The 24,625-nt window shown below is 70.5% G+C and carries 20 protein-coding genes; 15 read left to right on the top strand and 5 right to left on the bottom strand.

The genetic code is table 11. From position 1 onward, the window contains the following. The first annotated feature begins 70 nt into the window (after positions 1-70). Positions 71-2,812 carry a RelA/SpoT family protein gene (locus AB0C75_RS13730; RefSeq protein WP_362890275.1) on the top strand — a complete coding sequence of 914 codons (2,742 nt, stop codon included), beginning with the start codon at positions 71-73 and terminating at the stop codon, positions 2,810-2,812. A gap of 66 nt (positions 2,813-2,878) precedes the next feature. On the opposite strand, the gene AB0C75_RS13725 is transcribed toward AB0C75_RS13730, so the two are convergent. The 3 genes from AB0C75_RS13725 to AB0C75_RS13715 form a co-directional block, all read right to left on the bottom strand. Further along, positions 2,879-3,631, bottom strand: coding sequence for an ALF repeat-containing protein (locus AB0C75_RS13725; RefSeq protein WP_362890273.1), 753 nt, complete (start codon positions 3,629-3,631; stop codon positions 2,879-2,881). Between the two features lie 211 nt (positions 3,632-3,842). After that, the gene (locus tag AB0C75_RS13720) at positions 3,843-5,072 is read right to left on the bottom strand and encodes a DUF349 domain-containing protein (protein WP_362890271.1); all 1,230 of its coding nucleotides are present in this window, start codon (positions 5,070-5,072) and stop codon (positions 3,843-3,845) included. A gap of 189 nt (positions 5,073-5,261) precedes the next feature. Next, a complete protein-coding gene (locus AB0C75_RS13715; protein WP_362890269.1) occupies positions 5,262-6,050 on the bottom strand; it encodes a peptidylprolyl isomerase in 789 nt (262 codons plus the stop codon). A gap of 149 nt (positions 6,051-6,199) precedes the next feature. On the opposite strand from AB0C75_RS13715, the gene AB0C75_RS13710 reads away from it, so the two are divergent. The 4 genes from AB0C75_RS13710 (at position 6,200) to AB0C75_RS13695 (ending at position 10,519) form a co-directional block, all read left to right on the top strand. Then, positions 6,200-6,886, top strand: coding sequence for an MBL fold metallo-hydrolase (locus AB0C75_RS13710; protein ID WP_362890268.1), 687 nt, complete (start codon positions 6,200-6,202; stop codon positions 6,884-6,886). A 16-nt stretch (positions 6,887-6,902) separates the two neighbouring features. Beyond that, entirely contained in the window at positions 6,903-8,165 is a 1,263-nt protein-coding gene (gene hisS / locus AB0C75_RS13705) for a histidine--tRNA ligase (protein ID WP_362890266.1), read from the top strand. A gap of 302 nt (positions 8,166-8,467) precedes the next feature. After that, the gene (locus tag AB0C75_RS13700) at positions 8,468-9,103 is read left to right on the top strand and encodes a vitamin K epoxide reductase family protein (protein WP_362890264.1); all 636 of its coding nucleotides are present in this window, start codon (positions 8,468-8,470) and stop codon (positions 9,101-9,103) included. 42 nt (positions 9,104-9,145) lie between these two features. Next, positions 9,146-10,519, top strand: coding sequence for a replication-associated recombination protein A (locus tag AB0C75_RS13695; protein ID WP_362890262.1), 1,374 nt, complete (start codon positions 9,146-9,148; stop codon positions 10,517-10,519). A 55-nt stretch (positions 10,520-10,574) separates the two neighbouring features. On the opposite strand, the gene AB0C75_RS13690 is transcribed toward AB0C75_RS13695, so the two are convergent. After that, complete coding sequence (locus tag AB0C75_RS13690) at positions 10,575-11,276, bottom strand: DUF2470 domain-containing protein (RefSeq protein ID WP_362890261.1); 702 nt, start codon at positions 11,274-11,276, stop codon at positions 10,575-10,577. A 188-nt stretch (positions 11,277-11,464) separates the two neighbouring features. Here AB0C75_RS13690 and rpsD point away from each other — a divergent pair, with 188 nt between their 5' ends. After that, entirely contained in the window at positions 11,465-12,079 is a 615-nt protein-coding gene (rpsD, locus tag AB0C75_RS13685; protein ID WP_362890260.1) for a 30S ribosomal protein S4, read from the top strand. A gap of 14 nt (positions 12,080-12,093) precedes the next feature. Here rpsD and AB0C75_RS13680 read toward each other — a convergent pair whose 3' ends face one another. Beyond that, complete coding sequence (locus AB0C75_RS13680) at positions 12,094-14,331, bottom strand: AAA family ATPase (protein WP_362890258.1); 2,238 nt, start codon at positions 14,329-14,331, stop codon at positions 12,094-12,096. Positions 14,332-14,571: 240 nt separating this feature from the next. Between AB0C75_RS13680 and AB0C75_RS13675 the strand changes: the two genes are divergently transcribed. The 9 genes from AB0C75_RS13675 to aroQ all read left to right on the top strand — a co-directional run bounded on the left by AB0C75_RS13675 (position 14,572) and on the right by aroQ (position 24,523). Then, positions 14,572-15,021, top strand: coding sequence for a DUF948 domain-containing protein (locus AB0C75_RS13675; RefSeq protein ID WP_362890476.1), 450 nt, complete (start codon positions 14,572-14,574; stop codon positions 15,019-15,021). 7 nt (positions 15,022-15,028) lie between these two features. Beyond that, positions 15,029-15,325, top strand: coding sequence for a DUF6167 family protein (locus AB0C75_RS13670; RefSeq protein ID WP_362890256.1), 297 nt, complete (start codon positions 15,029-15,031; stop codon positions 15,323-15,325). Next, complete coding sequence (alaS, locus tag AB0C75_RS13665) at positions 15,325-17,994, top strand: alanine--tRNA ligase (protein WP_362890254.1); 2,670 nt, start codon at positions 15,325-15,327, stop codon at positions 17,992-17,994. The genes AB0C75_RS13670 and alaS overlap by 1 nt, the downstream gene beginning before the upstream one ends. Beyond that, positions 17,991-18,476, top strand: coding sequence for a Holliday junction resolvase RuvX (ruvX, locus tag AB0C75_RS13660; RefSeq protein ID WP_362890252.1), 486 nt, complete (start codon positions 17,991-17,993; stop codon positions 18,474-18,476). Before alaS ends, ruvX begins: the two co-directional genes overlap by 4 nt. Before the next feature lie 101 nt (positions 18,477-18,577). Further along, the gene (gene mltG, locus AB0C75_RS13655) at positions 18,578-20,299 is read left to right on the top strand and encodes an endolytic transglycosylase MltG (RefSeq protein ID WP_362890250.1); all 1,722 of its coding nucleotides are present in this window, start codon (positions 18,578-18,580) and stop codon (positions 20,297-20,299) included. Beyond that, the gene (locus tag AB0C75_RS13650; RefSeq protein WP_362890248.1) at positions 20,296-21,168 is read left to right on the top strand and encodes a shikimate dehydrogenase; all 873 of its coding nucleotides are present in this window, start codon (positions 20,296-20,298) and stop codon (positions 21,166-21,168) included. The genes mltG and AB0C75_RS13650 overlap by 4 nt, the downstream gene beginning before the upstream one ends. An 84-nt stretch (positions 21,169-21,252) precedes the next feature. After that, positions 21,253-22,437 carry a chorismate synthase gene (gene aroC, locus AB0C75_RS13645; RefSeq protein ID WP_362890246.1) on the top strand — a complete coding sequence of 395 codons (1,185 nt, stop codon included), beginning with the start codon at positions 21,253-21,255 and terminating at the stop codon, positions 22,435-22,437. Beyond that, positions 22,434-24,083: a 3-dehydroquinate synthase gene (gene aroB / locus AB0C75_RS13640; protein ID WP_362890244.1), complete on the top strand. Its 1,650-nt coding sequence runs from the start codon at positions 22,434-22,436 to the stop codon at positions 24,081-24,083. The genes aroC and aroB overlap by 4 nt, the downstream gene beginning before the upstream one ends. Beyond that, positions 24,080-24,523: a type II 3-dehydroquinate dehydratase gene (gene aroQ, locus AB0C75_RS13635; RefSeq protein WP_362890242.1), complete on the top strand. Its 444-nt coding sequence runs from the start codon at positions 24,080-24,082 to the stop codon at positions 24,521-24,523. Before aroB ends, aroQ begins: the two co-directional genes overlap by 4 nt. Positions 24,524-24,625: the final 102 nt, after the last annotated feature.

Genomic DNA, 24,625 nt, shown 5'->3' with positions numbered 1-24,625 from the left:
CGGGCGAGGACCTGCCCCGAGGTCGATACCATGGGTTTTCCGGTAGCCCGGATCCGCACGAGGAGCGCTCTTGCCAGACGAGGCCCAGCCAGTCGCCGCCCCGCAGCCCGAAAGGCCCGCGGCGGCCTCCGCCACGCCCGGGAAGGCGCAGCCCGACGAGCCGGGCACGCCAGGACCCGCGGGCGGCCACAAGCAGGGCCCCGCCGAGGCACCGGCTGACCGGGAGCCCGCCGCACCGGCCAAGCCGACACCGCCCCCGGGCGCGAAGCCGGCCCCGCCCTCCGGGGCGAAGCCCGCCCCCGCGTCCGGGACGAAGCCTGCGCCCCAGGCGAAGCCCGCCGACTCCGGCTCGGCGGCACAGACGCCTCAGGCCCCCGCCCCGGCCGCCGGGGAGTCAGCCCCTGCCGCGAAGCCCCCGGCCCCCGTCGCCAAGCCCCCGGCACCGGCGTCCGCCGCGAAGCCGCCGGTCCGGCCCGCCGCCACCCCGCCGGCCCCGGCCGTGCGCTCGGGCGGCTCCTCCAACCGGGTCAGGGCCCGCCTCGCCCGACTGGGTGTACAGCGCTCCAGTCCGTACAACCCGGTCCTCGAACCCCTCCTGCGTACGGTCCGCGGCAACGACCCCAAGATCGAGTCCGCCACGCTGCGCCAGATCGAGAAGGCCTACCAGGTCGCCGAGCGCTGGCACCGCGGCCAGAAGCGCAAGAGCGGCGATCCCTACATCACCCACCCGCTCGCCGTCACCACGATCCTCGCCGAACTCGGCATGGACCCGGCGACCCTGATGGCCGGGCTGCTGCACGACACCGTCGAGGACACCGAGTACGGCCTGGACACCCTCCGCAAGGACTTCGGCGACCAGGTGGCGCTGCTCGTCGACGGCGTCACCAAGCTGGACAAGGTCAAGTTCGGCGAGGCCGCCCAGGCGGAGACCGTACGCAAGATGGTCGTCGCCATGGCCAAGGACCCCAGGGTCCTCGTCATCAAGCTCGCCGACCGGCTGCACAACATGCGCACCATGCGCTACCTCAAGCGGGAGAAGCAGGAGAAGAAGGCCCGCGAGACGCTGGAGATCTACGCGCCGCTGGCCCACCGCCTGGGCATGAACACCATCAAGTGGGAGCTGGAGGACCTCGCCTTCGCGATCCTCTACCCCAAGATGTACGACGAGATCGTCCGCCTCGTCGCCGAGCGTGCGCCCAAGCGCGACGAGTACCTCGCCATAGTGACCGACGAGGTGCAGTCCGACCTGCGCGCCGCCCGCATCAAGGCCACCGTCACCGGCCGGCCCAAGCACTACTACAGCGTCTACCAGAAGATGATCGTGCGGGGCCGCGACTTCGCAGAGATCTACGACCTGGTGGGCATCCGCGTCCTCGTCGACACCGTCCGTGACTGCTACGCGGCGCTCGGCACCGTCCACGCCCGGTGGAACCCGGTGCCCGGGCGGTTCAAGGACTACATCGCGATGCCCAAGTTCAACATGTACCAGTCGCTGCACACCACGGTGATCGGTCCCAGCGGCAAGCCCGTCGAGCTCCAGATCCGCACGTTCGACATGCACCGCCGCGCCGAGTACGGCATCGCCGCGCACTGGAAGTACAAGCAGGAGGCCGTCGCGGGCGCCTCCAAGGTCCGCACCGACATCCCGAAGAACAGCGGCGGCGGCCGGGGCCAGGACACCGTCAACGACATGGCGTGGCTGCGCCAGCTCCTCGACTGGCAGAAGGAGACCGAGGACCCCAGCGAGTTCCTGGAGTCCCTGCGTTTCGACCTCTCGCGCAACGAGGTCTTCGTCTTCACGCCGAAGGGCGACGTGATAGCGCTGCCCGCCGGCGCCACGCCGGTCGACTTCGCCTACGCCGTCCACACGGAGGTCGGCCACCGGACCATAGGAGCACGGGTCAACGGCCGGCTCGTACCGCTGGAGTCCACCCTCGACAACGGCGACCTGGTGGAGGTCTTCACCTCCAAGGCGGCCGGTGCCGGGCCCTCCCGCGACTGGCTCCAGTTCGTCAAGTCGCCCCGGGCGCGCAACAAGATCCGCGCCTGGTTCTCCAAGGAGCGGCGCGACGAGGCGATCGAGCAGGGCAAGGACGCCATCGCCCGGGCCATGCGCAAGCAGAACCTGCCGATCCAGCGGATCCTGACCGGCGACTCCCTGGTCACGCTCGCGCACGAGATGCGCTACCCCGACATCTCGTCGCTGTACGCGGCGATCGGCGAGGGCCATGTCGCCGCGGCGGGCGTCGTCCAGAAGCTCGTCCAGGCACTCGGCGGCGAGGACGCCGCCAACGAGGACCTGGCGGAGAGCTCACCGCCCTCGCACGGCCGCAACAAGCGCCGCAGCAAGGCGGATCCGGGCGTGGTCGTCAAGGGCGTCGAAGACGTCTGGGTCAAGCTGGCCCGCTGTTGTACGCCCGTACCCGGGGACCCGATCATCGGATTCGTCACCCGGGGCAGCGGCGTCTCCGTGCACCGCGCGGACTGCGTCAACGTCGACTCGCTCTCGCAGCAGCCGGAGCGGATCCTCGAAGTCGAGTGGGCCCCCACCCAGTCCTCGGTCTTCCTCGTCGCCATCCAGGTCGAGGCGCTGGACCGCTCCCGTCTGCTGTCCGACGTCACCCGCGTCCTGTCCGACCAGCACGTGAACATCCTGTCGGCCGCGGTGCAGACCTCACGGGACCGGGTGGCCACCTCGCGCTTCACCTTCGAGATGGGCGACCCCAAGCACCTGGGACACGTCCTGAAGGCCGTACGCGGTGTGGAGGGCGTCTACGACGTCTACCGAGTCACCTCGGCACGTCGGCCGTAGCGCAGGCCCTCCCGTCGGCGACCGGGGCTCCGGCCCTCCGGGCCGCCGACGGGAGGCGCCTGGTTGCTACGCGTCCACCTCGTACTGGCCGTACTCCAGGAAGTACCGCATCTCCTCCGGTGTGCCCTCGATGGCCTCCTGGACCGCGGCGCGGAGCGCGTCGCTGATGCCGGGGCGGGCGAGGATGCGGACGATCGCGACCCGGTCGTCCTCGGCCTGGGCGAGGCGGTAGCCGGTCTCCAGCCACTCCCGGATCTCTTGCGGTGTGCCGTTGTCGAGGAGTTCGTTGATCTCGGCGGTGACGCGCTTGCCGGAGTCGGGGTCGCCGAGGATGCGGAAGAGTGCGACCTGGTCGTCCTCGGCCTGGGCGAGGGGGTAGCCGGTCTCCAGCCACTGCCGCATCTCGTCGGGTGTGCCGTTGTCGAGGAGTTCGTTGATCTCGGCGGTGACGCGCTTGCCGGAGTCGGGGTCGCCGAGGATGCGGAAGAGTGCGGCCTGGTCGTCCTCGGCCTGGGCGAGGGGGTAGCCGGTCTCCAGCCACTGCCGCATCTCGTCGGGTGTGCCGTTGTCGAGGAGTTCGTTCACCTCGGCGATGACACGCCTGCCCGACGCGGGGTCGGCCAGGAGGCGGGCCAGGGCGACCCGGACGTCGTCGTCGGACATGTCGTTCACCGCGGTGCCGGTGCCGTCGCTCTCCGGTGCGGCCGACACGGCGGTGGACGCCGCCGCGGGGCCGGCGGCGAAGGCCGGTCCTGTGAGCAGGAGAGCCGGAGCCAGAGCGGTGGATGCGACGGTCAGCGCGGCACGGGTAAGTCTCATCTGTTGACCTGCCTCAAGAAGGTGGTGATTCGGCGGAAACCCGACGGCGACACGGCGTCGCCGGTGCCGGGATCATGCCTCACTGCGCCGTCCTGGGTCATTGCCCGATTCCGGCAGCCGTCACAGGTCCTTCACTGCCGCCCGGCACGCGGAAAGGGCTCCCGTACGCGTCACGTACGAAAGCCCCTCCGTGGAACGGGAAACGCCCGGCTCAGCCGCCGAACTCCTCCAGGCCTTTGAGCGCCTGGTCCAGCAGAGCCTGCCGGCCCTCCAGCTCACGCGAGAGCTTGTCCGCCCTGGCGTTGTTGCCCGAGGTGCGGGCCGTGTCGATCTGCGTACGCAGCTTGTCGACGGCCGCCTGGAGCTGACCGGTCAGACCCTCCGCGCGTGCCCGCGCCTCCGGGTTCGTCCGGCGCCACTCGGACTCCTCGGCCTCCTGGAGCGCCCGCTCCACCGCCTGTACCCGGCCCTCGACCTTCGGGCGGGCGTCACGCGGGACATGGCCGACGGCCTCCCAGCGCTCGTTGATCGACCGGAACGCGGCCCTGGCGGCCTTGAGGTTCTTCACCGGGACCAACTTCTCGGCCTCGGCGGCGAGTTCCTCCTTGACCTTGAGGTTCTCGCCCTGCTCCGCGTCCCGCTCGGCGAAGACACCGCTGCGCGCCGCGAAGAACACGTCCTGGGCCCCGCGGAAGCGATTCCACAGCTCGTCCTCGGCCTCGCGCTGGGCGCGGCCCGCCGCCTTCCACTCGGTCATCAGGTCGCGGTAACGCGCGGCCGTCGCACCCCAGTCGGTCGAGCCGGACAGCGACTCGGCCTCGGTGACGAGCCTCTCCTTGACCTTGCGGGCCTCCTCGCGCTGGGCGTCGAGCGCCGCGAAGTGGGCCTTACGGCGCTTGGAGAAGGCGGAACGGGCATGCGAGAAGCGGTGCCACAGCTCGTCGTCGGACTTGCGGTCCAGACGAGGCAGCCCCTTCCAGGTGTCGACGAGCGCACGCAGGCGCTCACCCGCCGACCGCCACTGCTCGCTCTGCGCCAGTTCCTCGGCCTCGACGACGAGCGCCTCCTTGGCCTGACGGGCCTCGTCGGTCTGCTTCGCCTTCTGGGCCTTGCGCTCCTCGCGACGTGAATCGACCGTCGCGACAAGCCCGTCCAGCCGCTTTCCGAGCGCGGCGAGGTCGCCGACGGCGTGGTGCTCGTCGACCTGCTGACGCAGGTGCTCGATCGCCGCCGTGGCGTCCTTCGCCGACAGGTCGGTGGTCTTCACCCGCCGCTCCAGGAGGCCGATCTCGACCACCAGGCCCTCGTACTTGCGCTCGAAATAGGCCAGAGCCTCCTCGGGGGAACCGGCCTGCCACGATCCGACGACCTGCTCGCCATCGGCTGTACGCACGTACACGGTGCCCGTCTCGTCGACACGGCCCCACGGGTCGCTGCTCACAGCGCCTCCTCCACCTGATGCATCGAGGGGGTTCGCCCCCCGTGCATCGTCCACAGTTTCCTGGGGCGGGCAGCGCCCGCCCTGCACAACGCCAATCTAGGCGACCGGCCACCCGGCTGTCCGCACTCAGCGCGGCTGAAATTCTCCGGTGGGCTCATCGGGCGTCGTGCGGGGCGGCAGCTTACGCGGTCAGGCCTTGTCGACCGTCACCTTCTCGACCGTGACGGTCTTCTTCGGAGCACCGTCGCCCGCGCCCTCGGCGACACCCGCCTTGGCGACCTTCTTGACGGCCTTCAGGCCCGCGTCGTCCATGGTGCCGAACGGCGTGTAGCTGGGCGGCAGTTTGGTGTCCTTGTAGACCAGGAAGAACTGGCTGCCGCCGGTGCCCGGCTGGCCGGTGTTCGCCATCGCCACGGTGCCCGCCGGATACGTCACCGCGCCCTCGGCGCCCGCCTTGCCCAGCGCGGTCAGATTCTCGTCCGGGATGTTGTAGCCGGGGCCGCCCGACCCGTCACCCTTCGGGTCACCGCACTGCAGGACGAAGATGCCCTCCGTGGTCAGGCGGTGACACTTCGTACCGTCGAAGTACTTGTCGTCCGCCAGGGACTTGAACGAATTCGTGGTGTGCGGGGTCTTCGCCGCGTCCATCGCGATGCCGATGTCGCCCTGGCTCGTCTTGAGCGACATCGTGTACTTCGCCTTCTTGTCGATCTTCATCGCGGGCTCAGGAGTGCTGCTCTCGCTCTCCGAGGGCGAAGCCGACGGGTCGGCGCTCGCGGCCGCCTCCGTCGTGTCCTTCGAGTCGTCGCCGTCGAGCGAGACATAGGCGCCCACTCCGATGACCGCCACCACGGCCACCGACGAAGCGATGATCACCGTGAGACGCCTGGTCCTCCGGCGCGCCTCCTCCCGGCGCTGCTGCTGCCGCTCGAACTTCTCCCGGGCGAGCTGCCGCCGCCGCTGATCGCTGCTGACCACCGGATGGTCTCCTTGTACGTCGTCTTATCGGTCCTGGATTTGCCCGTACGGTATATGGGTTAGCTGTGGAATGAGGAGCGCCGGTAGTCTCTGAACGGCCACGTTCTTCTCCGTGGCCCTCCTCGTCGGACGAATACCTAAGGACGAACGTGCTCATTGCCGGGTTCCCCGCCGGGGCCTGGGGGACCAATTGCTACCTGGTCGCCCCCGCCGCCGGCGAGGAGTGCGTGATCATCGACCCGGGCCACCAGGCCGCCCAGGGCGTCGAGGACGCACTGAAGAAGCATCGGCTCAAGCCTGTCGCCGTCATCCTCACCCACGGCCACATCGACCATGTCGCCTCGGTCGTCCCCGTGTGCGGCGCCCATGACGTCCCGGCCTGGATCCACCCCGAGGACCGCTTCATGATGAGCGACCCCGAGAGGGCGCTGGGACGCTCCATCGGCATGCCGCTGATGGGCGAGCTCGCCGTGGGGGAGCCGGACGACGTCAAGGAGCTGACCGACGGCGCCCGGCTGGAGCTGGCGGGTCTGGAGTTCGGCGTCGCGCACGCGCCCGGCCATACCAAGGGGTCGGTGACGTATCGGATGCCCGAGGCCGCGGACGTCCCGCAGGTCCTCTTCTCGGGCGATCTGCTCTTCGCCGGCTCCGTCGGACGCACCGACCTGCCCGGCGGCGACCACGCCGAGCTGCTCGAGTCGCTGGCCCGCGTGTGCCTGCCGCTCGACGACTCGACCGTGGTGCTGTCCGGCCACGGCCCCCAGACGACCATCGGCCGCGAGCGCGCCGCCAACCCGTACATGAACGGCCAGGCCGCGCCCCGCCGAGGAATGTGACGAGAGAACAGAAGCTGTGAGCACCTTCCAGGCCCCCAAGGGCACATACGACCTGATCCCGCCGGACTCCGCGACGTATCTGGCGGTGCGGGAGGCCATCTCCGCGCCCCTGCGCAACTCCGGCTACGGCTACATCGAGACACCCGGCTTCGAGGACGTGGCCCTGTTCGCCCGGGGCGTCGGCGAGTCCACCGACATCGTGTCCAAGGAGATGTACGCCTTCGAGACCAAGGGCGGCGACAAGCTCGCGCTGCGCCCCGAGGGCACCGCATCCGTGCTGCGCGCGGCGCTCGAGGCCAACCTGCACAAGGCGGGCAACCTCCCGGTCAAGCTCTGGTACTCCGGCTCGTACTACCGCTACGAGCGCCCGCAGAAGGGCCGTTACCGCCACTTCTCGCAGGTCGGCGCCGAGGCCATCGGCACCGAGGATCCGGCGCTCGACGCCGAGCTGATCATCCTGGCCGACCAGGCTTACCGCTCCCTGGGGCTCCGCGAGTTCCGGATCCTGCTCAACTCGCTGGGCGACAAGGAGTGCCGTCCCGTCTACCGCGAGGCGCTCCAGGGCTTCCTGCGCGACCTCGACCTCGACGAGGACACCCGGCGCCGCATCGAGATCAACCCGCTGCGGGTGCTCGACGACAAGCGGGCCGAGGTCCAGAAGCAGCTGGCCGGCGCCCCGATGCTGCGCGACTACCTCTGCGACGCCTGCAAGGCGTACCACGAGGAGGTCCGTGCGCTGCTGACGGCTGCGGGCGTGGTCTACGAGGACGACGAGAAGCTGGTCCGCGGTCTGGACTACTACACCCGCACCACCTTCGAGTTCGTCCACGACGGGCTCGGCTCCCAGTCCGCGGTGGGCGGCGGCGGCCGCTACGACGGGCTGTCGGAGATGATCGGCGGCCCCGCGCTGCCGTCCGTCGGCTGGGCGCTCGGCGTGGACCGCACGGTGCTCGCCCTGGAGGCGGAGGGCATCGCGCTCGACATCCCCGCCACCACCAGTGTGTACGCGGTACCGCTCGGCGAGGAGGCACGGCGCGTGCTCTTCGGCCTGGTCACGGAGCTGCGCAAGGCCGGGGTCGCCACGGACTTCGCGTACGGCGGCCGGGGGCTCAAGGGCGCGATGAAGAGCGCCAACCGCTCCGGCGCGCGCTTCACGGTCGTGGCGGGCGAGCGTGACCTCGCCGATGGTGTCGTCCAGCTCAAGGACATGGAGTCGGGCGAGCAGAGGCCGGTCGCGCTCGACGCGCTCGTGACCACGGTCCGGGACGAGCTGGCCTGACCGCCCCTGCCCACCGCTCGACACGTGTGCCCGCCCGGTCCGCCCGGGCGGGCACACACGCGTCGGGGCGCGGGACGACGCGCGTTCGTCTCCCGCACCGTCAACTCGGTGTGAGCCGGTTCATCCCGTCGAACGGCATCGATCAGGAGGCGCCTGCGACAGTCGGCAGCGCCGGGACCGGCCGAAGTGCCGTGTTCCCGGGCCCGTTCGGGCACATCTTTATGCGCATCGAACGGTTGGCCGCTTCTGAGGTGCGGCACAATGACCATGCCCGGCCGGCTACTCAGTGATGGAACGGCGATATGACGATGGCAGCGGTAGACCACCCCTCCTCCCGGCAGGACGAGGACAACGGGGCGAAGACCTTCGGCAGCGGTCGCGCGTTCGCGCTGCTGCTGGTGATCACCGGCGCGGCCGGGCTGCTCGCCGGCTGGGTGATCACGATCGACAAGTTCAAGCTGCTGGAGGACCCGAGCTTCGTCCCGGGCTGCAGCCTGAACCCGGTGGTCGCGTGCGGCAACATCATGAAGAGCGAGCAGGCGTCCGCCTTCGGCTTCCCCAACCCGATGCTCGGCATCGGCACCTACTCGGTGGTCATCGGCATCGGCATGGCGCTCCTCGCGGGCGCCCGCTTCCGCGCCTGGTACTGGCTCGGCCTCAACGCGGGCACGCTGTTCGGCGTCGGATTCTGCACCTGGCTGCAGTACCAGTCGCTGTACAACATCAACTCGCTCTGCCTGTGGTGCTGCCTGGCCTGGGTCGCCACGATCTTCATGTTCTGCTACGTCACCACGCACAACATCAAGCACGGCATCCTGCCCGCCCCCGCCTGGCTGCGGAACACCCTCACCGAATTCCACTGGGTGCCGCCGGTCCTCTGGATCGGGATCATCGGAATGCTGATCCTGACCCGCTGGTGGGACTTCTGGACGAGCTGACGCCGGGCGGTCCTGTCAGTGGGGTGACATAGGCTTCTCGATGTGGAGCCCGACCTCTTTACCGCAGCAGCCGAAGACCGCCAGGAGAAGGACCCGTCCAGCAGCCCCCTCGCTGTCCGGATGCGCCCTCGTACGCTGGACGAGGTCGTCGGCCAGCAGCATCTGCTCAAACCGGGCTCGCCGCTGCGCCGTCTCGTCGGTGAGGGTGGCGGTGGGCCTGCCGGCCCCTCGTCGGTGATCCTCTGGGGGCCGCCGGGCACCGGCAAGACCACCCTGGCGTATGTGGTCAGCAAGGCCACCAACAAGCGCTTCGTCGAGCTCTCCGCGATCACCGCGGGAGTCAAGGAGGTCCGGGCCGTCATCGAGGGCGCGCGCCGCGCCACCGGCGGTTTCGGCAAGGAGACCGTCCTCTTCCTGGACGAGATCCATCGCTTCTCCAAGGCCCAGCAGGACTCCCTGCTTCCCGCTGTGGAGAACCGCTGGGTCACGCTGATCGCGGCCACCACGGAGAATCCGTACTTCTCGATCATCTCCCCGCTGCTGTCGCGCTCCCTGCTCCTCACCCTGGAGCCGCTCACGGACGAGGATCTGCGGGCGCTCCTGCGCCGGGCGCTGACCGAGGAGCGTGGTCTCGGCGGTGCCGTCACCCTGCCCGATGACGCCGAGGCGCATCTGCTGCGTATCGCCGGCGGTGACGCACGCCGTGCGCTGACCGCGCTGGAGGCGGCGGCGGGAGCGGCCCTCACCACGCACGAGCGGGAGATCACGCTCACGACGCTGGAGGAGACCGTCGACCGCGCCGCCGTGAAGTACGACCGCGACGGCGACCAGCACTACGACGTGGCGAGCGCCCTGATCAAGTCGATCCGCGGGTCCGACGTGGACGCCGCCCTGCACTATCTGGCCCGGATGATCGAGGCGGGGGAGGACCCCCGCTTCATCGCCAGGCGGCTGATGATCTCGGCGAGCGAGGACATCGGCCTCGCCGATCCGACGGCGCTGCCCACAGCGGTGGCGGCGGCCCAGGCCGTCGCCATGATCGGCTTCCCCGAGGCGGCGCTCACCCTCAGCCATGCCACGATCGCGCTGGCGCTCGCCCCCAAGTCCAATGCGGCGACCCTGGCGATCTCCGCCGCGCAGGAGGACGTGCGCCGTGGCCTCGCGGGCCCGGTCCCGGCCCATCTGCGTGACGGTCACTACAAGGGCGCGGCCAAGCTGGGCCACGCCCAGGGCTATGTCTACCCACACGATGTGCCCGGCGGGATCGCCGCCCAGGAGTACGCCCCGGACGCCGTCCGCGGCAGGCGTTACTACGAACCCACGCGCTACGGCGCGGAGGCGCGGTATGCCGATGTGGCCGATCGGGTCCGTGAGCGGCTCGGCCGCGGCGAGTCGGGCGGTCCGTCGTCCTCGTGACGGCCGCCGCCCAGCACAGTGCCGCTCAGCACAACGCCGCTCGGTACGACGCCGCTCAGCAGGACGCCGCTTCGAAGAGGGTGTGCATCGCGCGGCGCAGCTCGGTGATGTCGCGCACGGGCTCGGGAAACTCGAACCGGGCGTCGAAGCAGGCGTCACCGTCCTCGACGAACCGCACCCGGAGGCCGAAGCGGTCGAGCGCGACGGGCACGGCGGCGAGCCTGTGGTCCGCGCAGCCGCACTCGGCACGGTCACCGAGCAGCGCGGACAGGGTGGCCAGCTGCTCGCTGTGGGCGGCGTGCAGATGCTGGAGCAGCTCGGCCTCGTGGTCGACCAGCGGGTCGGCGACGGCGTCGCGGAAGTCCTCCGGCTCCACCTCGTCGAATCCCCACAGGTCGTCGACCGACGCCTCCCCGGTCTCCAGCCGGAGCACCATCCGGCCGGGTTGCCCGAGCCCCGGCACCGCGGTGAGCCAGCCGGCGATCCGGGCACGGCCGCGGATCCGGTGCGGGACGGAGACCGGGGCGACATCGGTGATCTCCAGCACAGCGGTCAGCTCGTCGCCCTGGGCGCGGGTCGCGGCCCGTACGACCGGGGATTCGGCGGGGAAACCGAGGAACAGATCCCCCTCGGGGCCGATGCTCCTGCTGTCGGGCATCAGCTGGTCCGGGTGGATCACCGACAGCCCCGGTACGAGCAGCACCGCGGAGCAGGTACTCTGTACGAGAGTTCGTGTGCGCTCGGCTGCTGACGGCATCCGAGTGTTTTCAAGCCCGCTGGGACGCGGCTGACCACGATCAGATCGGCCTTCCGTCGTTGCGGCGCCTTCTTGTGCGCCGTCGCTGTCTGTGCTGTCCGTGACGTGTGTGGTGTTCCCAGGGCGAGACATGCGATCTCCTTGAGTAAGGTAAGCCTAACCTAACCTACAACGGAGGTCTGGAGAACGTGCCTAACCAGTCGCGTCCCAAGGTCAAGAAGTCGCGTGCACTCGGCATCGCCCTGACGCCGAAGGCTGTCAAGTACTTCGAAGCCCGCCCCTACCCGCCGGGCGAGCACGGCCGTGGCCGCAAGCAGAACTCGGACTACAAGGTCCGTCTGCTCGAGAAGCAGCGTCTGCGTGCGCAGTACGACATCAGCGAGCGCCAGATGGCGCGCGCCTACGACCGCGCCCGTAAGGCCGAGGGCAAGACGGGCGAGGCGCTGGTCGTCGAGCTGGAGCGTCGCCTCGACGCCCTGGTCCTGCGCTCGGGCATCGCCAAGACGATCTACCAGGCTCGTCAGATGGTCGTCCACGGCCACATCGAGGTCAACGGTGGCAAGGTCGACAAGCCGTCCTTCCGCGTGCGCCCCGACGACGTCGTGCAGGTCCGCGAGCGCAGCCGCGCCAAGGTCCCCTTCCAGGTGGCCCGCGAGGGTGGCTTCGACACCGACGGCGAGACCCCGCGCTACCTCCAGGTGAACCTGAAGGCCCTGGCCTTCCGCCTGGACCGTGACCCGAACCGCAAGGAAATTCCGGTCATCTGCGACGAGCAGCTCGTCGTCGAGTACTACGCCCGCTGACGCAGGCGTAGCTCTCAACCGAGCTCGGGCCCGCCCCTCCCTGTTGTACGGGAGGCGGCGGGCCTTCGCGTTTCCCCCGCCGTCTCGGCGGCCCCGCCACCGGGCACTGACTCCCCAGCCGCCCCAGCCGCCCCTTCGCCCTCGGCGGCCGTGTCATCGCCGCTCGTGCCGGCCCTGAGCGCCCGCGCCACCGCCGCGTTCGCGTCCAGCCGGAGGCCCACGCGCCGCTCCGCCTCGTACCGTGCGTCTCCGAGCGCCGCCCTGGCACGCTTCTCGCACTCGGTCCTGGGCCTGCCGTAGTGGACGGAACCGAACAGCGGCAGGCCCACCGAGGGCCAGATCCGGTCCGCCGCGCCCTGGAGTACGGCGGCCTCCGACGCGTCGCCCTCGGTCACCGAGATGAGGGCCAGCAGCTCCAGCGAGAGCGCGGTGCCGAGCAGATCGTGGAAGGCGTGCCCGATGGAGAGGGACTCCCGGAGCATCCGGCGGGCACGCGCGTCGGCCCCGGCCCGCAGGGCCGCGAAGCCCAGGACGTACAGCGCGTAGGCCCGGGTCCACCGCTCACCGTGGTCCTCGCAGATCTCCCTGACCTCCTGGCAGATCACCGAGGCCGCGTCCAGGTCACCGCGGAAGGCCACGGCCATGCCCAGTTCGACCTGGGCCATCAGTACATTGCTGTTCAGCTCGCCGATCTCCCGGTAACGGTCGATCGCCTCGCGCAGCAGTTCCTCCGCGCGGACCGGGTCGTCCGTGACGAGCGAGAGGCAGCCCGTGCGGTGCGCTGCGTAGGCCACGGCGGTGGCGTCCCCCGAGCGCTCGCCCTCCTCCCGGCACTCCTGCAGGGCCGAGACCGCGCCGGCCGGATCCCCCTGGAGCACGGCGACGTACCCAAGCACCCACAGGGCCTTCAGACGCGAGTGGTCGGAGGGCGACTCCGCCTCCAGTACGTGGTCCAGCCAGTGGCGGCCCTCCGAGAGGCGTCCGCAGCCCACCCAGTAGAACCAGAGGGTGCCCGCCAGGTACTGGGCGAGATGAACCTCCTCAGGACTCTCCATCGAGCACTCCATCGCACGGCGGAGATTGGGCAGCTCGCTGTCGATCCGGGCGGCGGCCTCCGCCTGCCTGGGGCTGAACCAGTCGAGCTCGCACCAGGTGGCAAGCCCCAGATACCAGTCCCGGTGCCTGTGCCGCAGCCGCTCCGCGTCCCCGGTCGCCCGCAGCCACTCGGCGCCGTACTCCCGCACGGTGTCCAGCAGCCGGTAGCGGCTGCCGACGGCGCAGTCCTCGCGCAGCACCACGGACTGCGCCAGCAGTTCGTCCAGCACGTCCAGCACGGAATCGGCCGGCAGGCCGGGGCCGCTGCAGATGTACTCGACGGCCTCCAGGTCGAACTGCCCGGCGAACACCGAGAGCCGCGCCCACAGCAGGCGTTGTTCGGGGGCGCACAGCTCATGGCTCCAGCCGATGGCCGTACGCAGCGTCTGGTGGCGGGGGAGCGCGCTGGGGCTGCCCCCGGTCAGCAGCCGGAACCGGTCGTCGAGGCGGTGCAGCACCTGCTCCGTCGTCAGGGCGCGCAGCCGCCCCGCGGCGAGCTCCAGGGCCAGCGGGATGCAGTCGAGGCGCCGGCAGAGCTCCCGTGCCGTCTCCCGGTCGGCGTCCGTCAGAAGGACCCCGGGGCGCACCGCGGCGGCGCGCCGGGTGAAGAGCTCCAGGGCGTCGTCCTCCCGCATCGGCGACAGCGGGAAGGTGAGTTCACCGTCCACCCGCAGGGGGCGCCGCCCGGCCGCCAGCACCTGGAGGTGCGGCGCCCGGCGCAGCAGCTCCCGTACGAGTGAGGCGCACGCGTCGGTCAGCTGCTCGAAGCCGTCGATCACGAGCAGGAGCCGGCGCTCGGCGCAGTGGTCGAGCAGCATCGTGCGGGGCGGCCTGCCGGTCTGTTCGGTGATCCCCAGCGCGTCGACCAGCGCGTGTTCGAGCAGTTCGGGGTCCTGGACGGCCGAGAGCTCGGCGATCCAGACACCGTCGCAGTACCGTTTCTCCACCAGTGCGGCGACTCTGGTCACGAAGCGGGTCTTGCCGACCCCGGCCACACCGGCGACGGTCACGAGCCTCGACTTCCGCAGCAGCGGCTCCAGTTCGGCCAGTTCGTCGTCACGTCCCACGAAGGCGTTCAGCTCCGCGGGGAGATTTCCGCGTACGGCGGCGGGCTCCGCATCGTCGGGCGTGGGGGAGGGGCGCTGAGGGCGTCGCATGAAACACGCAGAGTACTGGCACATAAGCTCTCCGTACAATCTCCCCGCTTCACGGGGGCCCACGCCGCTCCCGTAATGCGGTACGGCGCGCGACGCCCGGCGCGATAGGCTCGGGGGACGACGATCGGCAGTGGCGGCAGGACGCGCCGGCCGAGCGGTGGCAGGCAGACAGCGGCCGGGAGAGGTCCCGGCCGGTGCGGGCGACGAAACAGAGAGCGGTGCACTGTGTCCGGTGGAGAGGTGGCCGGCATCCTGGTGGCTGTCTTCTGGGCGATCCTGGTTTCCTTCCTCGCCGTGGTACTGGTGAGACTGGCCCAGACGCTCAGGGCGGCCACCGCCCTGGTGGCGGACGTGACGGAGCAGGCGGTTCCGCTGCTCGCCGACGCCTCCGCCACGCTGCGCTCCGCGCAGAGCCAGCTGGACAAGGTCGATGCCATCGCGAGCGACGTCCAGGAGGTCACCTCCAACGCCTCGGCGCTCTCCACCACCGTCGCGTCGACGTTCGGCGGCCCGCTCGTGAAGGTCGCGGCGTTCGGCTACGGGGTGCGGCAGGCGATCGGCCGCCGCACCGCCGCCGAGCCGGAGCCGGCCGGCCGGACCTCCCGCCGCGCCGTGATCGTCGGCCGTACCGTGCCGTCCGCCCGCGCCAGGAAGCGGAACGGCCGAAGCTCCCGTGGACAGAAGGACTGAACCAGCGATGTTCCGCCGTACGTTCTGGTTCACCGCCGGCGCAGCCGCCGGTGTCTGGGCCACCACCAAGGTCAACCGCAAGATCCGGCAGCTGACTCCCGAGAGCCTCGCGGCGCAGGCCGCCGACAAGGCGCTCGACGCGGGTCACAGGCTGAAGGACTTCGCACTCGACGTCCGTGAGGGCATGGTCAGGCGCGAGGCCGAACTGGGCGGGGCACTCGGCATCGAGGCACCGCCCGACCCCGAGCTCGCCGTCCACCGGGCACTTCCCTACAACTCGAACAACCGGAATGAGGACCACTAATGGAGTCGGCTGAAATTCGCCGCCGCTGGCTGAGCTTCTTCGAGGAGCGCGGCCACACCGTCGTGCCTTCGGCGTCGCTCATCGCGGACGACCCGACTCTGCTGCTGGTCCCCGCGGGCATGGTCCCCTTCAAGCCCTACTTCCTCGGTGAGGTCAAGCCGCCCGCCCCGCGCGTCACCAGCGTGCAGAAGTGCGTGCGTACGCCGGACATCGAAGAGGTCGGCAAGACCACCCGGCACGGCACGTTCTTCCAGATGTGCGGCAACTTCTCCTTCGGGGACTACTTCAAGGAAGGGGCCATCCAGTACGCCTGGGAGGCCCTCACCGACTCCGTGGCGGACGGCGGCTTCGGCCTCGACCCCGAGCGCCTGTGGATCACGGTCTACCTCGACGACGACGAGGCCGAGCGGATCTGGCGCGAGAAGATCGGCGTCCCGGCCGAGCGCATCCAGCGCCTGGGCAAGAAGGACAACTTCTGGTCCATGGGCGTCCCCGGCCCCTGCGGCCCGTGCTCCGAGATCAACTACGACCGCGGCCCCGAGTTCGGCGTCGAGGGCGGCCCCGCCGTCAACGACGAGCGGTACGTGGAGATCTGGAACCTGGTCTTCATGCAGTACGAGCGGGGTGCGGGCGACGGCAAGGAGGACTTCCCGATCCTCGGTGACCTGCCGTCGCAGAACATCGACACGGGGCTCGGCCTCGAACGCCTCGCCATGATCCTCCAGGGCGTACAGAACATGTACGAGACCGACACCCTGCGCGTCGTCATGGACAAGGCCACCGAGCTCACCGGCGTGCGCTACGGCGCCGAGCAGGGCTCCGACGTCTCCCTCCGGGTCGTCGCCGACCACATCCGTACCTCGGTGATGCTCATCGGTGACGGCGTCACCCCCGGCAACGAGGGCCGTGGTTACGTCCTTCGCCGGATCATGCGCCGTGCCATCCGCAACATGCGCCTCATGGGCGCCACCGGGCCGGTCGTCCGTGAGCTCGTCGACGTCGTCGTCGACACCATGGGGCTGCAGTACCCGGAGCTGATCACCGACCGCAAGCGCATCGAGACGGTGGCCCTCGCCGAGGAAGCCGCCTTCCTCAAGGCACTCAAGGGCGGCACGAACATCCTCGACACCGCCGTCACCGAGACCAAGGCCTCCGGCGGCCAGGTCCTGGCCGGCGACAAGGCGTTCCTGCTGCACGACACCTGGGGCTTCCCGATCGACCTCACGCTGGAGATGGCCGCCGAACAGGGCCTCTCCGTCGACGAGGACGGTTTCCGCCGCCTGATGAAGGAGCAGCGGGAGCGCGCCAAGGCCGACGCCAAGGCCAAGAAGACCGGGCACGCCGACCTGTCGGCCTACCGCGAGGTCGCCGACAACTCAGGCATCACCGAGTTCACCGGCTACACCTCAGTCGAGGGCGAGTCGAAGATCGTCGGCCTCCTCGTCGACGGTGTCCCTTCGCCCGCCGCCACCGAGGGCGACGAGGTCGAGGTCGTCCTCGACCGCACCCCGTTCTACGCCGAGGGCGGTGGCCAGCTCGCCGACCAGGGTCGGATCCGGCTCGACAGCGGCGCCGTCATCCAGGTCCGGGACGTGCAGCAGCCCGTCCCCGGCGTCTCGGTCCACAAGGGCTCGGTGCAGGTCGGTGAGGTGACGGTCGGGTCCTCGGCCCTCGCCGTCATCGACACCACCCGCCGCCGGGCCATCGCCCGCGCCCACAGCGCCACGCACCTGACCCACCAGGCGCTGCGCGACGCGCTCGGCCCGACGGCCGCCCAGGCCGGCTCGGAGAACTCGCCCGGCCGCTTCCGCTTCGACTTCGGCTCGCCCGCCGCCGTACCCGGCACGGTGCTCACCGACGTCGAGCAGAAGATCAACGAGGTGCTGGCCAGGGAGCTCGACGTCCAGGCCGAGGTCATGTCCATCGACGACGCCAAGAAGCAGGGCGCCATCGCCGAGTTCGGCGAGAAGTACGGCGAGCGAGTCCGGGTCGTCACCATCGGCGACTTCTCCAAGGAGCTGTGCGGCGGGACGCACGTCCACAACACCGCCCAGCTGGGCCTGGTGAAGCTGCTCGGCGAGTCCTCGATCGGTTCCGGTGTGCGCCGTATCGAGGCCCTGGTCGGTGTCGACGCGTACAACTTCCTCGCCAAGGAGCACACGGTCGTCGCCCAGCTCCAGGAGCTGCTCAAGGGCCGTTCCGAGGAACTCCCCGAGAAGATCTCCGGCATGCTCGGCAAGCTCAAGGACGCCGAGAAGGAGATCGAGAGGTTCCGTGCGGAGAAGGTCCTGGCGGCCGCCGCCGGGCTCGTGGACTCCGCCAGGGACGTACGCGGTGTCGCCCTGGTCACCGGAGAGGTGCCGTCCGGCACCTCGGCCGACGACCTGCGCAAGCTGGTCCTCGATGTGCGCGGGCGCATCCAGGGTGGCCGGCCGGCCGTCGTGGCCCTGTTCACCACGGCCAACGGCCGCCCGCTGACCGTCATCGCCACCAACGAGGCGGCCCGCGAGCGCGGCCTCAAGGCCGGTGAGCTGGTGCGCACCGCTGCCAAGACCCTCGGCGGCGGCGGCGGCGGCAAGCCGGACGTCGCCCAGGGCGGCGGCCAGAACCCGGACGCCATCGGCGACGCCGTCGCCGCTGTCGAACGCCTCGTCACCGAGACGGCATGACACCGGACGTGCCGCAGATGCGCCGTGGTCGCCGGCTCGCCGTCGACGTCGGTGACGCCCGTATCGGGGTCGCCTCGTGCGACCCCGACGGGATCCTCGCCACGCCGGTGGAGACCGTGCCGGGACGCGACGTCCCGGCCGCCCACCGGCGCCTCGGCCTGATCGTCGAGGAGTACGAGCCGATCGAGGTCATCGTCGGACTGCCCCGCTCGCTGGGCGGCGGCGAAGGCCCGGCGGCCGCGAAGGTCCGTGCCTTCGCCCAGGTGCTCGCCCGGGGGATCGCACCGGTCCCGGTGCGTCTCGTGGACGAGAGGATGACCACAGTGACGGCCACCCATGGGCTGCGTGCTTCGGGCGTGAAGTCCAAGAAGGGCCGGTCTGTCATCGACCAGGCTGCCGCTGTGGTGATCCTTCAGAACGCTCTGGAGTCCGAACGGGCGTCAGGCGCGGCCCCTGGCGAGGGCGTCGAAGTGGTTGTCTGATCGCGATACGGTAACGTTCCGCGCGATGCGCCGGTGTTCGAACAGACACCGCACAGCAAAGCGGAAGAGACGGAGTGTCGTCTCGCGGCTCAAGGGGATCGATGACTGAGTATGGCCGGGGCCCACGCCCCGAACCGTGGCATCCCGAGGATCCCCTGTACGGGGACCAGGGATGGGGAGGCCACCAGGCCGCCCACGGCCAGGGCCAGTACGAAGGCCAGCAGCAGCCCTACGCGCAGGACCCGTACGCCCAGCAGGGCTACCAGCAGGACCCGTACGAGCCGCAGCAGCAGCAGGATCCGTACGCCCAGCAGCAGTACCAGCAGCAGCACGGCGGTTTTCCGCAGGACCCGTATGCCCAGCAGCCCCAGCAGCACCCCCAGTACGACGGCGGCTGGGACACCGGCCAGCAGGCGGCGATGCCGTACGCGGCGCAGCAGCAGCCGCAGTACGGCGAGAACCCCGGCGGCTACGACGAACAGGCCGACTACTACGGAACCCCCGGGGCCTACCCTCCGCCGCAGCCCCCGGGGCAGCGTGAGGAACCCGCGCAGCGGCAGGGTCCCGACTGGGATCCGGAGGAGCCGCAGGAGGAGACGCACCCGTTCTTCACGGGCGCCGACGAGCCGGCCGAAGGCCGCGGCTCCCGCACCCGCTCCCGCGGGGACGACTCGTACGACGACCACGACGACGACCCGGGCGACTCCCGTGGCGGCGGTGAGCGCCGCGGCAAGGGCAAGAAGAAGAAACGCGGTGGCTGCGCCTGCCTGGTCATCTCGTTGGTCCTGGTCGGAGGTCTCGGGGGAGTGGCCTACTTCGGCTACTCGTACTACCAGAGCAAGTTCGGTGATGCCCCGGACTTCGCGGGCGAGGGATCGGGCAGGGTCGAGGTCGAGATTCCCGAGGGTGCCTACGGGAACGAGATCGCGAACATCCTGAAGAAGGCCGGTGTCGTGAAATCGGTCGACGCCTTCATCTCCGCCCAGGAAGCGAATCCCAAGGGGAAGTCCCTCCAGGCCGGCGTCTATCTCCTGAAGAAGGAGATGTCCGGTGACAGCGCCGTCGCGCTGATGCTGAACCCGAAGAGCCAGAACGCCCTGGTCATTCCCGAGGGTACGACCACCATCGGTATCTACGCGGCGATCGACAAGCGGCTCGAGCTGAAGAAGGGCACCACGGCCGAGGTCGCGAAGACGAAGGCCGAGAGTCTCGGACTGCCCAAGTGGGCGGACGCCGATCCCGCGATCAAGGACCCGCTGGAAGGGTTTCTCTTCCCGGCCGCCTACGCGGTCCCCAAAGAGGCGAAGCCCGAGGACGCCCTCAAGAAGATGGTCGCCAGGGCCAACAAGGAGTACGAGAAGCTCGATCTCGAGAAGAACGCGAAAGAGCAGAAGCTGGAATCACCGCGCGACATCATCACCGTGGCGAGCCTTGTCCAGGAAGAGGGAAAGTACAAACACGACTTCGACAAGGTCGCGAGGGTGGTCTACAACCGGCTCAAGCCGGCGAACCTCGAAACGGTCGGCAGGCTCGAATTCGACTCGACGGTCAATTACATCCGGGCCGAGAGCACGCTGGACGTGGGAGCCGTCGACGACCTGCGGAAGATCGACGATCCTTACAACACCTACAGCATCAGAGGGCTTCCGCCCGGCCCGATCACCAATCCGGGTGCGGACGCGCTGCAGTCTGCCATCAGCCCCGCGGACGGTCCCTGGTACTACTTCGTGTCCGTCACCCAGGACAAGACGCTGTTCGCCGTGACGAACGAGGAGCACGAGGCCAACCGCAGGAAGTACGCGGAGAGCAAGGCGGACCAGTGAGCACCACCCGCCGGGCAGCCGTACTCGGCTCGCCCATCGCCCATTCCCTGTCCCCGGTCCTGCACCGGGCCGCGTACGCGGAGCTCGGCCTCGACCACTGGTCGTACGAGCGCTTCGACGTGGACGAGGCCGCCCTGCCCGGATTCGTCGAGGGGCTGGACTCCTCCTGGGCGGGGCTCTCCCTGACCATGCCGCTCAAGCGGGCGGTCATCCCGCTGCTGGACACCATCAGCGACACGGCGGCCTCGGTCGAGACCGTCAACACGGTCGTCCTCACCGAGGACGGCCGCCGCATCGGCGACAACACGGATATCCCGGGCATGGTCGCGGCGCTGCGTGAACGCGGCGTGGAGAAGGTCGAGTCCGCAGCCGTCCTGGGCGCCGGTGCCACGGCGTCCTCGGCCCTGGCCGCCCTCTCCGTGATCTGCGCGGGCCCGGTCACCGCCTATGTGCGCAGCGCGGCACGGGCGGACGAGATGCGCGGCTGGGGCGAACGGCTCGGCGTCGACGTCAGGATCGCCGACTGGGCGAAGGCAGGCGAGGCCCTGGGCGCCCCGCTGGTGATCGCCACCACGCCGGCCGGCACCACGGACGCCCTCGCGGACGCCGTCCCGGCCGCCCCCGGCACCCTGTTCGACGTGCTGTACGAGCCCTGGCCGACGGCGCTGGCCGCCCGCTGGGGCGGGGCCGGGGGGACGGTCGTCGGGGGCCTCGATCTCCTCGTCCACCAGGCGGTTCTCCAGGCCGAGCAGATGACAGGACGGACCCCGGGCCCGCTCGCCGTCATGAGGGCGGCGGGCGAGCAGGCCCTCGCCGCACGGGCGGGTGAACGTCCGTCTGCTGGACCGGCGGCGGATCCGCCCTCCTGATCGTGGGAGGATCGGAGTGGCGGGCCAGGGCCGCGCACCCGGGTCGCGCCGTCGCAGTTACAGGCGCGAGCATGAGGAGCACCGTTGAGCAGGTTGCGCTGGCTGACCGCCGGAGAGTCGCACGGCCCCGCACTGGTGGCGACGCTGGAGGGTCTTCCCGCCGGTATCCCCGTCACCACGGAGATGGTGGCGGACGCGCTCGCCAGGCGCCGGCTCGGTTACGGGCGCGGCGCCCGGATGAAGTTCGAGCGGGACGAGGTCACCTTCCTCGGCGGTGTCCGGCACGGCCTGACCATGGGCTCGCCCGTCGCCGTCATGGTGGGCAACACCGAGTGGCCCAAGTGGGAGCAGGTCATGTCGGCCGACCCGGTCGACCCCGACGTGCTGGCCGAGCAGGCCCGTAACGCCCCGCTGACCCGCCCCAGGCCCGGCCACGCCGATCTGGCCGGGATGCAGAAGTACGGCTTCGACGAGGCCAGGCCGGTCCTGGAGCGTGCCAGCGCCCGGGAGACCGCGGCCCGGGTCGCCCTCGGCGCCGTCGCCCGCTCCTACCTCAAGGAGACCGCGGGCATCGAGATCGTCTCGCACGTCGTCGAGCTGGCCGCGGCCAAGGCGCCCTACGGCGTCCACCCCGAGCCCTCCGACGTCGAACGCCTGGACGCCGACCCGGTGCGCTGTCTGGACGCCGACGCGTCGAAGGCGATGGTCGCGGAGATCGACCAGGCCCACAAGGACGGCGACACCCTCGGCGGTGTCGTCGAGGTGCTCGCCTACGGCGTGCCCGTCGGCCTCGGCTCGCACGTGCACTGGGACCGCAGGCTCGACGCCCGTCTCGCCGCCGCACTGATGGGCATCCAGGCCATCAAGGGCGTCGAGGTCGGCGACGGCTTCGACCTCGCCCGGGTGCCCGGCTCGAAGGCGCACGACGAGATCGTGTCCACCGCGGACGGGATCAGGCGCACCTCAGGCCGTGCGGGCGGCACCGAGGGTGGTCTCACCACCGGCGAACTGCTGCGCGTCCGGGCCGCGATGAAACCCATCGCCACCGTGCCCCGGGCACTGGCCACGGTCGACGTCGTCACCGGCGAGGCGACCAAGGCGCACCACCAGCGCTCCGACGTCTGTGCCGTCCCGGCCGCCGGGATCGTCGCCGAGGCGATGGTCGCCCTGGTGCTGGCCGATGCCGTCGCGGAGAAGTTCGGCGGGGACAGCGTCGCCGAGACCCACCGCAACGTGCAGTCGTACCTCTCCCACCTGCAGATCCGGTGAGCGGCCCGCTGATCGTCCTGGTCGGCCCGATGGGGGTCGGCAAGTCCACGGTGGGCGGACTGCTGGCCGACCGTCTGGGCGCCCCCTACCGCGACACCGACGCGGACATCGTGGCCACGGCCGGCAAGGAGATCTCGGAGATCTTCTTCGACGAGGGCGAGGAACGGTTCCGCGCCCTGGAGCGGCAGGCCGTGCGGGACGCGATCGACCGGCACACCGGCGTCCTCGCGCTCGGCGGCGGCGCCGTGCTCGACGGGGAGACCCGTGCGCTGCTCGCGGGCCATCCGGTCGTCTACCTCTCCATGGACGTGGACGAGGCCGTACGGAGGGTCGGTCTCAACACCGCCCGGCCCCTCCTCGCCGTCAACCCGCGACGGCAGTGGCGCGAGCTCATGGACGCCCGGCGCCCGCTCTACGAAGAGGTGGCAGCCGTCACCGTCGCCACCGACGAACGCGCTCCCGACGAGGTCGCCCAGGCGATCATCGAGGCACTGGAACTGCCGGAGCGCACAGACGGTCCCGCACCGTCGTCCGACCAGGAGAACTCAACGATGACCGAGCAGGGCACCACGCGCATCCAGATCGCCGGTACGGCAGGCACCGACCCGTACGAGGTGCTCGTCGGCCACCAGCTCCTCGGCGAGCTGCCGAACCTCATCGGCGACCGTGCCAAGCGCGTCGCCGTCCTGCACCCCGAGGCGCTCGCGGAGACCGGCGAGGCGGTCCGCACGGACCTCGCCGCCCAGGGCTACGAGGCCATCGCGATCCAGCTGCCGAACGCCGAGGAGGCCAAGACCGTCGAGGTCGCCGCCTACTGCTGGAAGGCGCTCGGCCAGACCGGCTTCACCCGCACCGACGTCATCGTCGGCGTCGGGGGCGGTGCCACCACCGATGTCGCGGGCTTCGTCGCCGCCTCCTGGCTGCGCGGGGTCCGCTGGATCGCCGTACCGACGACCGTGCTCGGCATGGTCGACGCGGCGGTCGGCGGGAAGACCGGCATCAACACCGCCGAGGGCAAGAACCTCGTGGGCGCCTTCCACCCGCCGGCCGGTGTGCTCTGCGACCTCGCCGCGCTGGACTCGCTGCCGGTCAACGACTACGTCTCCGGCATGGCCGAGATCATCAAGGCCGGCTTCATCGCCGACCCGGTCATCCTCGACCTCGTCGAGGCCGACCCCCAGGGCGCCCGTACTCCCGCGGGGCCGCACACCGCGGAGCTGATCGAGCGCTCGGTGCGGGTCAAGGCCGAGGTCGTCTCCAGCGACCTCAAGGAGTCCGGCCTGCGGGAGATCCTCAACTACGGCCACACCCTGGCCCACGCCATCGAGAAGAACGAGCGCTACAAGTGGCGCCACGGTGCGGCCGTCTCGGTCGGCATGGTCTTCGCCGCCGAGCTCGGCCGGCTCGCAGGACGTCTCGACGACGCCACCGCCGACCGCCACCGCGCCGTCCTGGAGTCAGTCGGACTGCCCCTCACCTACCGTGGTGACCAGTGGCCGAAGCTCCTGGAGAACATGAAGGTCGACAAGAAGTCACGCGGCGACCTGCTGCGCTTCATCGTCCTGGACGGCATCGGCAAGCCCACCGTGCTTGAGGGCCCCGACCCGGCAGTCCTGCTCGCCGCCTTCGGGGAGGTCTCCGCGTGACGACCCGGCGGGTCCTCGTGCTCAACGGCCCGAACCTCGGACGTCTGGGCTCCCGGGAGCCCGATGTCTACGGGGCGACGTCCTACGCGGGTCTGGTCGACACCTGCCGGGCCCTCGGCAAGGAACTCGGCTTCGACGTCGACGTCCGGGAGACCAACGACGAGGGGGAGCTGATCCGCTGGCTCCACGAGGCGGCTGACGGCTCGCTCCCGGTCGTCCTCAACCCCGGTGCCTTCACGCACTATTCGTACGGAATGCGCGACGCGGCGGCCCAGCGCACCGCCCCGCTCATCGAGGTGCACATCTCGAATCCGTACGCCCGCGAGGAGTTCCGCCACACCTCGGTGGTCGCCCCGGTGGCCACCGGGACCGTGGCGGGCTTCGGGATCGGCTCCTACCGGCTCGCCCTGCGCGCCCTGGCCGACGAACTGACGGACTGACACCCGGGCACTTCGTGCCTCCCCCGCCCGTTCACAGCGTGGCGGCCGGGGGAGGTACGGTTGCCGTCGACCAGCGCCAGTTGCCTGTACGAGACGGAGTGG

Origin of the sequence: Streptomyces sp. NPDC048565 (assembly GCF_040650935.1) — a bacterium.
Lineage (GTDB): Bacteria > Actinomycetota > Actinomycetes > Streptomycetales > Streptomycetaceae > Streptomyces.
This window is presented reverse-complemented; position numbering and strand designations above follow the sequence as displayed.

Coding starts and splice junctions, on each gene's coding strand:
- AB0C75_RS13670 (WP_362890256.1), top strand. CDS start 15,029: ATGTTCCGCCGTACGTTCTGGTTCACCGCCGGCGCAGCCGCCGGTGTC.
- AB0C75_RS13700 (WP_362890264.1), top strand. CDS start 8,468: ATGACGATGGCAGCGGTAGACCACCCCTCCTCCCGGCAGGACGAGGAC.
- AB0C75_RS13690 (WP_362890261.1), bottom strand. CDS start 11,276: ATGCCGTCAGCAGCCGAGCGCACACGAACTCTCGTACAGAGTACCTGC.
- ruvX (WP_362890252.1), top strand. CDS start 17,991: ATGACACCGGACGTGCCGCAGATGCGCCGTGGTCGCCGGCTCGCCGTC.
- mltG (WP_362890250.1), top strand. CDS start 18,578: ATGACTGAGTATGGCCGGGGCCCACGCCCCGAACCGTGGCATCCCGAG.
- AB0C75_RS13680 (WP_362890258.1), bottom strand. CDS start 14,331: ATGCGACGCCCTCAGCGCCCCTCCCCCACGCCCGACGATGCGGAGCCC.
- AB0C75_RS13725 (WP_362890273.1), bottom strand. CDS start 3,631: ATGAGACTTACCCGTGCCGCGCTGACCGTCGCATCCACCGCTCTGGCT.
- alaS (WP_362890254.1), top strand. CDS start 15,325: ATGGAGTCGGCTGAAATTCGCCGCCGCTGGCTGAGCTTCTTCGAGGAG.